At 57.7% G+C, this 14,434-nt stretch carries 11 protein-coding genes; 9 read left to right on the forward strand and 2 right to left on the reverse strand.

Going from position 1 to position 14,434, the window contains the following annotated elements; genetic code table 11:
- Positions 1 to 2 precede the first annotated feature (2 nt).
- The 9 genes from BN5935_RS03960 (at position 3) to BN5935_RS15485 (ending at position 9,604) form a co-directional block, all read left to right on the forward strand.
- Positions 3 to 1,556 (forward strand): sulfatase family protein, encoded by a 1,554-nt coding sequence (locus BN5935_RS03960; RefSeq protein WP_082944021.1) that lies wholly within the window; start codon positions 3 to 5, stop codon positions 1,554 to 1,556.
- A 15-nt stretch (positions 1,557 to 1,571) separates the two neighbouring features.
- Positions 1,572 to 2,681 (forward strand): DUF4185 domain-containing protein, encoded by a 1,110-nt coding sequence (locus BN5935_RS03965; RefSeq protein WP_064974957.1) that lies wholly within the window; start codon positions 1,572 to 1,574, stop codon positions 2,679 to 2,681.
- Between the two features lie 77 nt (positions 2,682 to 2,758).
- Positions 2,759 to 3,361: a TetR/AcrR family transcriptional regulator gene (locus BN5935_RS03970; RefSeq protein ID WP_064974958.1), complete on the forward strand. Its 603-nt coding sequence runs from the start codon at positions 2,759 to 2,761 to the stop codon at positions 3,359 to 3,361.
- Positions 3,362 to 3,500: 139 nt separating this feature from the next.
- The gene (locus tag BN5935_RS03975; RefSeq protein ID WP_064974959.1) at positions 3,501 to 3,956 is read left to right on the forward strand and encodes a hypothetical protein; all 456 of its coding nucleotides are present in this window, start codon (positions 3,501 to 3,503) and stop codon (positions 3,954 to 3,956) included.
- Positions 3,957 to 4,034: 78 nt separating this feature from the next.
- Complete coding sequence (locus BN5935_RS03980) at positions 4,035 to 4,676, forward strand: hypothetical protein (protein ID WP_064974960.1); 642 nt, start codon at positions 4,035 to 4,037, stop codon at positions 4,674 to 4,676.
- Between the two features lie 10 nt (positions 4,677 to 4,686).
- Positions 4,687 to 6,024 carry a hypothetical protein gene (locus BN5935_RS03985; RefSeq protein WP_064974961.1) on the forward strand — a complete coding sequence of 446 codons (1,338 nt, stop codon included), beginning with the start codon at positions 4,687 to 4,689 and terminating at the stop codon, positions 6,022 to 6,024.
- Between the two features lie 21 nt (positions 6,025 to 6,045).
- Positions 6,046 to 7,128: a serine protease gene (locus tag BN5935_RS03990; RefSeq protein WP_064974962.1), complete on the forward strand. Its 1,083-nt coding sequence runs from the start codon at positions 6,046 to 6,048 to the stop codon at positions 7,126 to 7,128.
- A gap of 15 nt (positions 7,129 to 7,143) precedes the next feature.
- Entirely contained in the window at positions 7,144 to 8,484 is a 1,341-nt protein-coding gene (locus tag BN5935_RS03995; RefSeq protein WP_064974963.1) for a peptidase S54, read from the forward strand.
- A 724-nt stretch (positions 8,485 to 9,208) separates the two neighbouring features.
- On the forward strand, positions 9,209 to 9,604 hold the full coding sequence (locus BN5935_RS15485) for a hypothetical protein (protein WP_235821002.1): 396 nt from the start codon (positions 9,209 to 9,211) through the stop codon (positions 9,602 to 9,604).
- Positions 9,605 to 9,669: 65 nt separating this feature from the next.
- On the opposite strand, the gene BN5935_RS04005 is transcribed toward BN5935_RS15485, so the two are convergent.
- Positions 9,670 to 12,072, reverse strand: coding sequence for an alpha-L-rhamnosidase-related protein (locus tag BN5935_RS04005; RefSeq protein ID WP_064974965.1), 2,403 nt, complete (start codon positions 12,070 to 12,072; stop codon positions 9,670 to 9,672).
- Between the two features lie 39 nt (positions 12,073 to 12,111).
- Complete coding sequence (locus tag BN5935_RS04010; protein ID WP_064974966.1) at positions 12,112 to 14,433, reverse strand: alpha-L-rhamnosidase-related protein; 2,322 nt, start codon at positions 14,431 to 14,433, stop codon at positions 12,112 to 12,114.
- Position 14,434 lies beyond the last annotated feature (1 nt).

The following is a 14,434-nucleotide window of genomic DNA, read 5'->3' on the forward strand; positions in this document are numbered from 1 at the left end:
CCATGCAAGAAAGAATCATATGCAGTTGTGCCGCCGGACTGACGCTTTGCGCTTGTGCAAACCGTCCCGCGGAATCGCAGCCGAACGTAGTTTTCATCCTTGCCGACGATCTGGGATACGGCGACCTGTCGTCCTACAATCCACAGGGCCGTATCCGGACCCCGCAACTGGACCGGCTGGCTTCGCAGGGCGTTCGATTCACCAATGCACATAGCTCGGCGGCAGTCTCCACACCGACTCGATACGGACTTCTGACAGGGTGCTATCCTTGGCGAGGACCGCTCAAACAGGGCGTGATATGGACATGGGCCGATCCGCTGCTGACCGATGAACTGACGCTTCCGGAACTGATGCGCCGGAAAGGATACGCTACCGGGCTGGTAGGCAAATGGCATTTAGGGATCGGTTTCGCCACCACCGACGGTGCTCCGGTCGACCGAGCCGCGAACGGGGCCAATGTCGACTATACGCAGCCGCTGCAGGACGGCCCCACGCATCATGGGTTCGACTACTATTACGGAGATGACGTGCCCAACTTCCCACCCTATGCCTTCATTGAGAACGACCGCTTTCCAGAAATTCCGGACCGCCCGTTCGAAGCGGGAATGCCCGGGGTTCCGGGAGTCATGGCAAAGTCGTGGCAGCCCGAAAAACTGTTGGCTACGGAGACCCGCAAAGCGATGGAATACATTCGGGAGCACCGCGACCGACCATTCTTCCTGATGGTCAGCCTGACGGCTCCCCACACGCCCATCGCCCCGTCGGCGGAGTTCGAAGGGCGAAGTCGCGCCGGACGTTACGGCGATTTCGTCGAGGAGATCGACCATCGGGTCGGAGAAATCCTTGCAGCACTGCACGACGCGGGGATCGAAGAGCGGACACTCGTGGTTTTTTCGTCGGACAACGGCTCTTCGTTCCAAGATGGGGGTACGAACGATGAAGAGCGTTACGGCGGTCGTTTCGGCTCGATTCTCGACATGGGCCACAATCCCAGCGGACATTTCCGGGGGATGAAATCCGACTCTTGGGAGGGAGGCCACCACATTCCGTTCCTGCTGCGCTGGCCGGGCACCATACCCGAAGGCATCGTAACGGACGCCCTGACATGCGATCTGGACCTCTACGCGACGCTGGCCGACATATCGGGCGCGACACTCCCCGAAGGAGCAGCCGTCGACAGCCGGTCGCTGCTGCCCCTGTTGGAGGGACGGCAGCCGATCCGGACGACAGCGGTCGCACAATCCGGAAACGGAGTACTCTCCTACTTCAAAGGCCCGTGGAAACTCATTGCCGGCTCCGGATCGGGCGGATCACTCAATCCGTACGGCATCCCCGACCGGCTGCCCGAATACGACAAGTCATCGGGGATCTGGCACAACGTGCAACTGTACAACATGGAATCCGACCCCGAAGAACGTTACGACATGGCCACCCGGCAGCCCCGACTCGTACAGGAAATGCTCGAGGCACTGGCTGGTGAAGTGAAAAAATACGGGACCGGCGACTGGGAACCGGTAGCATGGACGTCGGCGTTCGAAAGTTCTGTCAAACCCTAAAAAACATTTCAAATTATGAGAACACCTGAAATCTGCTATTGCCTGCCGTTCCTGCTTCTTACAGCCTGCGGCTCGAACACCCCGGCGGAAGCCCCTTCCGCACGCGTGGACACCCGCTTCACGACGCTCTATTCGCCCGACTCGAACGGCGTGACGGGCTCCGACGGCACGATTTCAATCGTGCTCGACGACGGCAGCTCGCTCTTCATGACCGGCGACTGTTTCCTCGGCGAGGTCGTCGGTGGAAAACGCGACTTCAGCTACGAGATGATCAACAATTCGCTCATCCACATCAGCCCCGACTACAAATATCTGGGAGCCTATTACGGCGGCACGCCCGAGACGCCCCAGTCGCTCTGCACGCCGTTGGAAGCTGCGACTTCGCAATACGTCTACTGGTACTGGCCCGGGCACGGTTTCCAGCGCGGCAACACGCTCTACCTCTTCATGACCAAATTCTATCAGGGCGGCGAAGGCCAGTGGGGCTTCCGTTTCGACGGCACGGACGTCGTGAAGATCGACATGGCGGATTACAGCGTCAAGTCGATCGAAGAGATTTACGACGACCAGTGCCCCGTCCACTGGGGACACTGTGTGATGAAGCTGGGCGACTGGTACTACGTCTACGGAACCCGTTCGGGCGCCGGTTACGACCCCGCACAACTGTGCGTTTCGCGGGCGAAATTCGACGAGGCGGCTGACGATCTGGGCCCCTACGAGTATTTCGACAGCAAAGGATGGAGTGCCGATCCGGCCGCGGCAGCAGCCTGCCAAGGTCTCGACGTACCCGTCTCGGAGCAGTTCTCGGTCTTCAAACACGGTGATCGCTATGTATTGGTCACGCAGCGCCGGGCACAGCAGGCAGGCGACATCTACTCCTACATCGCCGACACGCCTGTGGGACCGTGGCGGAACAAACAGTTGCTCTACGTCACCACCGAGCAGGACAACGACCGCGAACTGTTCACCTACAACGCCATGGCGCACCCGCAGTTCATCAACGAAGCGAACGAACTGCTGATCTGCTACAACATCAACAGCTACAACCTCCAGAAACCCTATCTGGATGTTTCGACCTACCGGCCCGTGTTCCTCCGCGTGCCGATGAGCATGATCCTCGAGTAGGGAAATCGCACAGAAAAGGCCGTTCCGGAAAGGACGGTCTTTTTTGTTTCCCGAATTTTTCGTATTTTCGTAGCGTCATGAAGACCAACCGCGACGAGATACTGAGAAACTGCTTTACCGTATTCGTCTCCAAGAACTACGAAAAAGCGACCATCACCGAACTGTCCCGCGCCTGCGGACTTTCGCGCATGGGCATACACCACTATTTCCCCAACAAACAGGCCGTCTTCATGGCCGTCGCCGACCGCTACGTCTTCGAGATACAGACCCCCGAAAACAAATTCACGGCCGCAGACGGGACGCTGGCCGAGTTCATCGAACGGTATATAGACGGCGTAAGGCAAACTATGGCGCAACTGCTGGTGCTATGCAAGGGGGGGGGTGACGTCGCGCTGAACATCTACTACCTCAACTTCATGATGCAGGTGCGCCAATACTACCCGGGGGCAGACCTGAAATTCCGGGCGCTGATGCGGCAGACCCAGCGGCACTGGCAGCAGGCCGTGGAGAACGCCGTCCGAAGCGGCGAACTGCGCCCCGGTCTCGATCCGGTGCGGATCGCGGAGTTCTTCCATCAGATTCATTTCGGGCTCTCGTTCGAACAGGCATTCCTCACGGGTCTGGACGCCGACCATCTGGCCCGGCAGTTTCACAGCCTCTACGAACTGCTCCGCAACTGAAAAACAAGACCTTAACAAAACGCATCGAATTTTTGCGCATAAAAAGTATACGTTCGTATATTTTTAGCTGTTCTTTTCACTATATTTGTTCGTCCGGCATGTCCGGACATACACAGCAGTCACCCATACTTTCTTTTTTATGAAAACATTCAACTACACCCCGGCAAGCCCGGTCATGAGCAAGCTCTCGACGATCGGCATCTCACTCTTCATGATCGTATTTCCGCTCATCGCCCCCTTCGGTATCCGCATCGGCCGCATGCGCATTCTCGGGCCCACGGCCGTCACCGTGATCTTCGTGGTCGGAGGCATTGCCCTGCTGATCTTTACCCTGCTTGAAATCCGCAAAGCCCGCGTACTGGCCGCCCAAGGAGCCTCGATCACCGTCGACGGCGACACGGTGACCTATCCCGTGGTGAAAAAGGACAGAATCGAACAGGGCCGGTTCAACATCACGGACATCGAGTGGGTCAAATACGACGAGGAAGAGAACGAGTGCAAGATCAAGACCGTCGACGACCACATCATCCTGCGCACCGATTTCTTCGAGAACTGGGAAGCCTACGAAGCCTTCCGCGCCCTGCTCGGCAAATAAATCCGCCGAACCCGAAAAAAAGCGCCCGTTCCCGGCAGAAAACAAGCGAATTTTGTTATCTTTGATATAGTAAACATCATGCAAAAGATTTTTTACAGCCTGATTACGGCTATCGCGGCCCTGTGCGCCGTCTCCTGCAATGTAATTTCCGGCAATCCCGCCGACAAGGCGGAAAGCTATGCCAAAGCCATCGAACTGACCCGAAAGAACGTCGACGGCGAACGGTTCAAGATCTATTCGGTCTCCTTCATAGAGATGGGCGAACTGTCGAACGACCTCGGACTCGTCACCGTGAAGATGGTCAACAAGGACGACCGTGCCTTCTCGCAGAGCTACTACCTCTCGGGAGCCGAGCCGACCGACCTGCGTGAAGAGCAGAGCGTGTTCGAGGCGCCGGAGTACGAGACCACCGTGGGCATCGATCTCGGCAAGCTCTCGCCCGAGACCATCGCCGCGCAGATCGCCGAAGCCAAGTCGATGCTGCCCGAAGGACACACGTTCAAGTCGGTAGGCCGCTACGAGATCGAGGAAGAGGTTCCGGCCGGCATGTCGCACTTCAACAGGAACAAGGAGCCGGGCAAGCAGACCACCTCGTTCACGGTGCGTTTCACCGAGGACGGCAAGGAGACCGAGAGCAGCGCGGGCAAGACATCGATCATTTATTACGAGGGAAAGGCGACGGTCAACTCCGACGGAAGCCTCTCCATCGAAGACAACTAAACACCGACCCATGAAACAGACACCGATTTTCGTAGCTCCCGTCCTCGGCTCGACCCAGAGCAAGGTCAACACGGAGCTCCTCGAGCAGAGTGTGGAGCGCTACGGCGAGGGCAAGCACCTCGAGGCTTTCCACCTGCTCCTCGACCACCTGAATCCGGAGTTCCGGGCCAAATACGGCAACGCCGACGGCACGGAGTTCAGCATCCCCCACGGCTCGATACTGGTCAACATCCGGATCGCCGGCGGGCAGATGCATATCAGCGTCGATTTTCTGGAGATTCCCGAGAAGGGCCGCGTAGCGATGCTGCGGCAGGTCGCCGACCTGAACATCAACCGCCTGATGCTGCCCCGCTTCCGCAAGGAAGGCGACCTGCTCAAGATGGAGTACGAATGCCCGATGGCACAGAGCCACCCGCACAAGCTCTATTTCGTGCTGCGCAACATCTGCCACGTCGGGGACCGCTACGACGACGAGTTCTGTTCGAAATTCGGGGCTAGACGCACCTACGAACCCCGCATCACGCCCTATTCGGACGAGGAGACCGACCGCGTCTGCGAAGCCGTCCGGCAGGTTTGCCGCGAGACGCTCGACGCGCTGGCCGAATACGCCGCCGAACGCCGTTACGGTTATGCATGGAACGTGCTCGACACAGCGCTCTACAAGATCGCCTACTTCGCCCGTCCGCAGGGACAGTTGATGAACGAGCTGGACAAGGCCGTGGACGACATGGACAAGGAGCTGCCCGTGGCCGAGCTGGTCGCCAAGGGCAAGGCGTTCCTCGAGAAGCTGCTCGCCGCATCGCGCGAGGAGCTGGCGCAGGACCTCTACTTCGCCGACACGCTGATCTCGACCAAACGCCGCTCGTCGCTCAACAACGTGCAGGAGAACATGAAGGATGTCTACAACGAAGCCACCGAGGCGATTCAGGCCGAGAATTACGAGCGCAGCGTCGTGCGCATCCTCTACAAGTTCTACGAGATGTATTTCTACAACGACGTGCAGGACGACCTGAACGCCGTCGTGTCCCGGGCCCTCGAACGTTCGGCCGGCAAGCCGATGGAGGAGGCTTCGGAAATCCTTTACGAAGCGCTGGACAACATCATGGAAGGCGAACTGGACACGGATGACGACGATGCGCTGAACGGACTGGCCGAAGCCATGACGGGCGCGATGGCCGGGGCCGCCGGACAGATGCAGCAGATGGCTTCGGCGATGGAGTCGCAAATCGCCGACATGCAGGCCAAGATGCAGGAGGCGATGATGCGGGGCGACATGGCGGAGTACATGCGTCTGGCGGCCGAATTCCAGCAGAAGATGATGGAACAGGCCATGGGTAAACAGGAGTAACGACAAGTAAAGCGCAAGACAATGGAACAAAACAATATCTATCAACTGGTATTCAAAGTGACCCACGCCGGAGGCTCGGGCAGTTGCTTCTACCTGAAGAACTACGACCTCTTCGTAACCAACTACCACGTCGTCGAAGGATTTCACACGGTCGCCATACACGACAATGACCGCAACCCCTATCTGGGAAGGGTCGTGCTGGTCAATCCCGCGCTCGACATCGCCCTGCTGGCGGTCGACGGCGACTTCTCGTCGCTGCCCGAATTGCAGTTGGCGGGCGACGACTCGCTGGCCATCGGCGGCAAAATCTATGTGGCGGGCTACCCTTACGGCATGCCGTTCACCGTCACCGAAGGTTCGGTGTCGTCGCCCAAGCAGCTCGTCAGCGGCAAATACTACATCCAGACCGACGCCGCGGTGAACCCCGGCAACTCGGGCGGCCCGATGCTCAACGAACGCAACGAGGTGGTCGGCGTGACGGTCAGCAAATTCACGCAGGCCGACAACATGGGATTCGGCATCCGCGTCGAGAATCTGCGCAAACTGCTCGAATCGGTCGGCGAGCTCGACCGCACGGTCTTTCAGGTACAGTGCGGCAGTTGCGACGAACTGATCGCCGAGGAGGAGGAGTTCTGCCCCTCGTGCGGGGACAAGCTGCCCGAAGGAGTCTTCGACGAGCACGACGCATCGCCGCTCGCAGAGTTCGTGGAGAGCGCCATCGCGCAGATGGGCATCAACCCCATTCTGGCCCGCGACGGTTACGACTCGTGGCTGTTCCACAAAGGCAGCTCGGAGATCCGCATCTTCGTCTACGACGGCGACTACCTCTTCTCGACCTCGCCGATCAACCTGCTGCCCAAGAAGGAGGTGGAACCGGTGCTGGACTACATGCTGAGCGAGGATTTCGGTCCCTACAAACTCGGCATCGAAGGCCGTCAGATCTACATCGCCTACCGCATCCACCTCTCGGACATCACCGCGGAGTCCGAGGAGACGATCCGGCAGAACATCGTCAATCTGGCATTCCGGGCCGACGAGATGGACAACATGATGGTCGAGCGTTTCGGCTGCGAGTTCTCGGAGTACTCCAAGAGCGAGGCGTAAACGGACGGGAATGCGATGAACCACCTTTTCCGGCTTCTTTTCGCACTGCTATTCACGATAAACGGCGCGGCGGCGCAATCCGCCGACGCCGTTTTTTATATGGAGATGGACACGCTCGGCGGCGGCATCCGCGCCGGGCAGGAGTACGATCTCTACTACAAGAGCGCCATTCCGTTCGACTCGGTATCGCCCCCGGTGTTCGACGCGCGGATCGAGGTCATCAAAGGCCCCCTGCCGTGGCGCGGGAGCAGCTACACACTCGAAAACGGCCGGGAGAAATCCACCTCCGGCGAAGGGTTCCGCTACCGGATACGTTTCGCCGGCGAAGGGGCGGTCGAACTCCCCGCGGCCGGCATCAAAAAGGGCGGCCGGGAGTATGTGACGCCCGCTGCCGTCGTGCGCGTCCTGCCGGCGATCGGCGATCCGCAGGAGGTCGCCTGCCGGATCGAACTGCGCCCGGAGAAGCCCGGTCCGGAGGAAGATTTCTTCATCACGCTGACCTGCTCGGCCCGCCCCGACAGCAAGGAGCCCACCATCACGGCCTCCGGGCTCCGATGCCGCCCGATCAGCAGCGGTTCGCAGGTCCGAAACGGCGAGGCGCAATACACGTTTACATTCCTCGCCAATGCCGAACGGGGCGGCAAATATGTGCTCCGGGCCGAAAATCTCACATTCGGAGGCAAACCCTATCCGCTGGATCACACCCTGCAAATAGGCCGCATCCGCACCGCGTGGATACACGATTACGGCCCCCTGCTGGCGATCGGCGCCGGGCTTCTGTTCGAAATGCTGTTCCTGCGGCTCCTCTTCCGCCGGGAGCGCAAGGCGGATTTCGCCGCCTTCGTGCTGCGTCACAAGCGCATTCCCCTGACTACAAGTTGGGCGCTGACCCACTACGGAATCCCGTTCTTCCTTGTGAACATCCCGATGTTCTATTGGACAGCCATCCTCTCCGTGGAGTATCCCGCCGCCCGGGAGGGCAGTCTTTGGCCGGACCTCGGGATCGGTGTGTTTCCGCTGCTGCTCGCCGCATTGCTGATCCGGCGGCAATACCGGAAACTCTTCTTCACCCCTGTCCGCACGACGCTCCCGCCCGGGGAACTCTACCCGGCGATCGAGCGGCTTTGCCAAGAGCACGAATGGGTGCCCGACTACGTCGGGGAGGAGTGTTTCGTGGGCCATACCCCGACCGGGGCTTTCTCGTGGGGCGAACAGTTGTTCATCGTATTCGACAAAGGGCGGGTGTGGATCAACAGCGTCGGCAACATGGACCGGCGGGTCTCCGTCTCCTCGTTCGGACGCATCCGCCGGAACAAACGTCTGTTGCAGAAGGCGATCGAACAGACCCGATCCTGACACGGCAAACAAAAAAAGGGCCCTTGATAGGACTACCTTTGAAAATTTGCAACAGTCTGAGCAATCGGGCTGTTGCATTTTTTTACATAGGCGGAGGTAATGAAAAGGCAACGGTTCATTTTCAGTTAATCGCATAAAAATACCGCATTTCAAATAACCTATTGCAATATACGAAAATTCGCAAAATGGGCAAATCCTATTCGATCAAAGAAAAAATAACTAAGTCGACAAGCTATTGCAATAGCAGTTTAAAAATTTGAAGGATCTATCTTTTCTGATAAAATATTTCTAACTCTTAACGACAAGCGTATCGATGTATATGAAATTTAGATTAAAAACAAGACGAATTTTTCATTCATCTATTATTTGCAACAATTTTTGATTGTTCCCATATATAATAAAGCAATGATGAATGAACTTGATTTTCCTGATATCCATAAATAATCTTTATATTTTAATGAAAATCCCTGCAATCAACGATTGCAGGGATTTGGATGGACGACGGAATGCGTTGTTTAGGATATTTAGACGAAATGAATACCTGCATGGTTTTTAGCGACGTCGATGAAAGTCGATATGTTTTCGAGCGATGTGTCGCTTTCGACAGAATGGGAAGGCGAAAAAATGTATCCACCTCAGCACCGATGCCTAGAGGGTGTTCCGATTCCCAGTGCACATCCTCGGGAGACCCGAAAGGCAAGGTGCGTTGCATGGACAATCCCCCATGAAAAGCGAGACGTCCCCGGTATTTGGTGAGCATCGTATCAACGTTCATCACTTCGGGCTGGAACGGATTGAACCAATTCAACCCACAGTCGATCAGGTCGTCAAAAAGCTCTCCCTCGTCTCCGCAACTATGGATCATTACATATTTACCAGCATGGCGTACATGTTGATACATCCGCCGGATACGGGGATAAAGGAACTCCTTCCAGATATCGTATTCCATAATCAACCCCCGCTGCTGTCCCTAGTCGTCGCCGAAATAAACGGCGTCGATATCGAATGTGAGCGCTTTATCGACCTGAGCAATGTTGTAATCGCAAATAGCGTCAAGCAACGAATGGACGAATTGCGGATGGAGATAAAAATCCATCAGCAGGTTTTCGATGCCTTGTAATGACCAAGCCGCGACGAACGCAAACCTCAGACAAACCTTTATCTTCATTCCATTCAATAAAACCGTTACCGAACCGTTATTACCTGCCAACCCTCTTTCAGCGAATATTCCTTCCCCCGCCAGATGAACGTCCCGGCAACCCCTTCAGGCAGATCGATCCGGGCACGGAGCGCTCCGCGACCATCCGCCTCGTAATCGACATCTATTTTCCCGGCCGGGTGCGGAATAGCCCCGGAAACCCGTTTCAGATCGCCCAGCGCAGGTTCGATCCTCACCCGCCGGAAGCCCGGAGCATCGGAATCAATGCCCAGAACGATCCGGTAGAATTCGATGTTCGGGCTGGCGCTCCAGGCATGGCAATCCGATCGCGAAGGTTCGGGCTGTTCGGCCCAGGTAGTCAGCCCCAATGCAAGTTGGTCCCGCCAGATCTGTAAGCCCTCGAACAACATATCGCCGCTCCCGGCACTCTTCATCGCCAGTTGAAGATAGTAACGGAAAAAGACGCTGCATGGCATCACCGTCCGATCGTCTGTTATCCGGTGCAGCAGCGCCGAAGCCTCCTCCCCTTCCACAATGCGACAAAGAATCGCCAGTACATTGACATGCTGGGAGAAATCGCATTGCCCGAACGTATCGGCGAACATGCCTTTTCGGGCATTCCAATATTTCGGACGAATCGTGCCCGAGATAGCATCCGCCGTTTCGGAATACTCCCTCGCAACGGCTGCCGACCCGAATGCGGCCTCCATTTGCGATGCCGCACGCAGCGCATAGACATACAGCAAATCCTGAAATGCCGAATTACCCGCTTCTTCCCGGCGAGGTTCTCCGAGAGGAGTTCCGCTCCAGTCGGCAAAAAACCAATAGGGGATGCGCCGCAGACTATGATCGGGACGCAAATACTGCGCAAACCACGACAGAATGCTCCTCCATGCAGGCAGAAGCGTCCGCAGATACTCCTCGTCGCCACGGTACATCCAATAATCGTGTCCCATGGCAATCCACCACAGCGAAAACGACGGGATGAACTGGTGCAGGTGCGAGGGATAGCGGCTCATGGTGATACCGTCCGGGACGAGTGAACGCCGTCCCTGCTCCAACGCGCTGCGGACCAACCGGTCGTCCCGCGTATTGAACATCGTGATCATCGCCTGAATACGCGCATCGCCGAAATACTGCAACTGCTCGTAATAAGGGCAATCCATATAACTCTCATGGGCGCACAACCGGACCGTCCGCCAACCCGTTTCGAGTATCTCATGCAATACGGGATTCTCCTCAGCCCGAAATTCGCTCTCCCGACGCATCGGGTACATCGAAGTTACAGCCCGTATGTCGTCGATCCTCAACGGCTCGTCCGAAGTCCGGACGCAGATGCGCAGATAACGCCACGTCCGCCACCAAAGCGGTGAGAACACCCGCCCGGAAGCTCCATCGGCCACAATCACATCTTCATAACCGACAAACTGTTTGCCTTCCGTCCGGTCCCGGTTCCCCTTTATTCCACGCACGGGATCTTCGTAGAGCGCCTCGGCGTATCCCAGCGAAATCTCCGCATCACGGCCACCGCTGTAACAAAGAAGCGGATAACCGGTGGTCAGCACCCGGTTATCCAACAATAGCTCGGCCTCGGTATGGGCCGGAACGGTAACGGGAGCACACTCCGCCGGGAAGCACCCGGGAAGCGCAACCTTTTCGGCCCGCCGGACACAAGGGATACGGACCGTATCTGTCTCCATCGGCGGGATAGGACTCGGGACAAGCTGCCAGCCCGGATAATCGGCCGCCCCTTTCATGGCCGCAACGATCCGGCCTACCGCCGGATGCCAGTGCGAATCGTCATACTCCGGGGACTCCCATCCCCAGGGATATTTCGCCGCCACGACCCGTTCGCAGGCCCCGGCCGCATAATAACCGAATACGGGCCGTTCGTGCGGAGAATACGCCTCATTGCGAAGAGTGACCCATGACGTATCAGTATTGACAATCTCTTCACACGGCGTATTACCTTGCAGGAGGAACGCCGTTTTACCGAAACTGATCTGGGCGAGCGGCCGTTTATCGGCGAAATTCCACACGACGGCGGCAACCACGTTTCGTCCGGCGGTCAGATACGGCACGAGATCTACCGTTTCGAAATTCCAGTTCAGCACATCGCCGCAGGCAGGGCCCGTCGAAACCGGGATTCCGTTGACGTACAGTTTATACCGGTTATCGGCCGAGACATGAACGACGAATTTTCGGGGTAACTCCGACAGCCGGAACTCTTTCCGGAAATGACAAACACCGTAAACGCCGTCCGCCAGATCGGGCGCCGAGATCCAACTGGCGGACCAACGCCCCGAAAAGAGCCGGGAATCGATCTCCGGCTGCCTGTACCCTTCGAGCCGCATCTGGGCCCGGACAGACCATGCACACCCCAGCAGGAAACAGCAGCAAGCCGTTTTCAGCAGGATGGCAGGAAACATTCGCAAAAAGGACATATCGTCAATGGTTTATTTCAAGGTTCAATCTCGCTCCGGATCGAATACAGTCTCGATCCGATAGACTCCGGATGTCAAATTCAGTTGAAGGCGCTCCGGTTTCCCATACTTCTCCGCAATCCGTAACTGACCGGCAGTCGGAGCCCGTCCGTCCACTTGCAAACCCTCGGCCTGTTCCGGCAGCGTAACAACGGCCGTCGTGCCCTTCGGCACGGTCACGCTCAACACAAGCTTATTCCCCGCTATCCGCATCTCCTCTTCAATAATGCCCCTGACGGTCGGCACCCGGATCGAAACATTCCGAAGAGAGGCCGGGTCCGGCTCCACCCCGAATACGGAATAGCCCGGTTCCAACGGCCGGATGCCGCAGAGCTGTCCGGCGATAACGGTCAGCGCCCCACCGCTCCAGGCATGGTTCGTCGTACCGCCTCCGTAGCCCTTTTCGCCAATGCCCCATCCTTCGAAGAGCGTCGTATAGGCAGGATCATCGACCATATCGGCAAAACGCTGCGCGGTCCGCTCCATCGCATAACGGCCGTATCCCATCCGGAACAACGCCTCCATGACATATTTTTCCATATAGGGGCTGGCATGGAACTGCGTCCGGAAAACCTCGGAGAGTTTCCCGTAATAGGATTCATCCGCAATGCCGGACAGCACGGCAAGGGCCTGAACCCGGTCGTCCGTACAGCCGTGATACCCGGGATGTCGAAAAGCATGCCCGTTCCAACAGCGAAGGAAACCCTGTTTCACCCGGACCATGAGCACACGGTAGTCCGCGGCATCGTCCGGCCGCCCCAACGCAAGCGCCATATCAGCCGCACTCTCCAGAGCCAAGTAATGCCACCCGGCGAAAATCAGCCGGATATCGCGGTTATCGCCCCAGTCGCCCCAGGTCCAGCCCCCTTGCCGGAAAGCCGTCAGCCCCGTATCGTCCGTCTTCCAGAGCGAAAGATAGCGTTTCACGGCCGGATAAACCCGCCGGACCGTCTCCAGATCCCCCGTGTTCATATAATAATTCCAGAAGCCGTAACGCCCCACGGACGCCAGCATCTGCCCCGGAAGCTCTGAATCGTAATTACCCGCAGGGATCGGAGAAAAAAGCCCGCCATCCGGTTTCTGCCACCCTGCCAGTTCCAGAATCGCCTTGCGCATCAGGGCATGCGTCGAAGTCGAACAAGTATAAAAACTCTCGCCCATCAGCACGACGACATCACCCCACCATTGAGCACGTTCCCGATCAGGACAATCGAAATAGTTGTCGCGCATATTGACGTAGAGCGTGCGCAGGGCCTTTTGCCAAAACCGGTTGTAGAAATCGTCGTCACAGTGGAAGCGGCCCTGCAACTCGGTATCATAGCCGGTTTCCCGATAAGCGACTCGCGTCAGCGCCACATGCTTCGGCAGGGTCAGCCGCAATTCCTGGCCATTCATCCAACCGAACGACTCGTAGATCTGAAGCCCCTGCCGGGTGACATACTCCGCCCGGACGTTGGATGTGCCTCCTGCAAAGGTATGATCGGTCGAAATGCCGACCACGCTTCCGCCCTGCGGGTCATCGACCGTAATCACCGGGGTCATCTGCATATTGTAAGGCAACCGCACGACCACGCTGTCCGCCTCCCCGGCGGAAAACCGTTCGAAACGGGCCTCCCGCACCCCGAAATCCTTCCATTGCGGAATCGGACGTTCGACCAATCTGCCCCAGGGGGCATCGCCCCACCGGCCGATCTCCCGGGCATTCCGAAATCCGTCGAGATCGGACTGATCAGCCGTCTGCCACGCTCCGATATCCCGACGCGCATCGAAACGGATATTCGACTCGGCCAGCCTGAAATTCGGATGGGGCTCACCCGTATTCCCGAAAGCCGGATGGACACGGCAGAGCCACAGGGAGTCGCTTTGCAGGGAAAAATGTTTCCCGACCACCGAAAACAACAACCCGGCCCGGCCGCTGTCCTTGTGGGAAAAACCGTCCTTCCCGAAATGCCACAGCAGGACAGCGATCCGGTTCGTCCCCTTGCGCAGGAAAGGGGCGACGTCCACCCGGTCGTAATACATATCACCGGGGGTCGGGCCCCGTTTCAGGCCACCTTCGAAAACAACGCACTCGCCGTTGATCCACAACCAGTATTTCGTATCGGCCGCAATGCACACCGGTGCGATTGCCGGCAGGGCTTTCAGTTCCACATCGCGCCGGAATGCAATCCAACTGTTCGGAAGGTCCACACCGCTCTCCGACGAGGTGATCCAACGGGCATCGGGGCGCTCCCCGGCCGACGCTCCGAGGTTTTGCAACGGCAAAACCGCAAGCAGGCAGACAAAAAAGCGGATTCTCACGGCCATG

The organism is Alistipes provencensis, from assembly GCF_900083545.1.
In the GTDB taxonomy this organism is placed as follows: Bacteria; Bacteroidota; Bacteroidia; order Bacteroidales; family Rikenellaceae; genus Alistipes; species Alistipes provencensis.

What these genes read in the sequence shown, in the direction of transcription:
- BN5935_RS03995 (WP_064974963.1), top strand. Translation starts at nt 7,144, where the DNA reads ATGAACCACCTTTTCCGGCTTCTTTTCGCACTGCTATTCACGATAAAC.
- BN5935_RS03970 (WP_064974958.1), top strand. Translation starts at nt 2,759, where the DNA reads ATGAAGACCAACCGCGACGAGATACTGAGAAACTGCTTTACCGTATTC.
- BN5935_RS03960 (WP_082944021.1), top strand. Translation starts at nt 3, where the DNA reads ATGCAAGAAAGAATCATATGCAGTTGTGCCGCCGGACTGACGCTTTGC.
- BN5935_RS03965 (WP_064974957.1), top strand. Translation starts at nt 1,572, where the DNA reads ATGAGAACACCTGAAATCTGCTATTGCCTGCCGTTCCTGCTTCTTACA.
- BN5935_RS15485 (WP_235821002.1), top strand. Translation starts at nt 9,209, where the DNA reads ATGAAAAGCGAGACGTCCCCGGTATTTGGTGAGCATCGTATCAACGTT.
- BN5935_RS03985 (WP_064974961.1), top strand. Translation starts at nt 4,687, where the DNA reads ATGAAACAGACACCGATTTTCGTAGCTCCCGTCCTCGGCTCGACCCAG.
- BN5935_RS03980 (WP_064974960.1), top strand. Translation starts at nt 4,035, where the DNA reads ATGCAAAAGATTTTTTACAGCCTGATTACGGCTATCGCGGCCCTGTGC.
- BN5935_RS04005 (WP_064974965.1), bottom strand. Translation starts at nt 12,072, where the DNA reads ATGTTTCCTGCCATCCTGCTGAAAACGGCTTGCTGCTGTTTCCTGCTG.
- BN5935_RS04010 (WP_064974966.1), bottom strand. Translation starts at nt 14,433, where the DNA reads ATGGCCGTGAGAATCCGCTTTTTTGTCTGCCTGCTTGCGGTTTTGCCG.
- BN5935_RS03990 (WP_064974962.1), top strand. Translation starts at nt 6,046, where the DNA reads ATGGAACAAAACAATATCTATCAACTGGTATTCAAAGTGACCCACGCC.
- BN5935_RS03975 (WP_064974959.1), top strand. Translation starts at nt 3,501, where the DNA reads ATGAAAACATTCAACTACACCCCGGCAAGCCCGGTCATGAGCAAGCTC.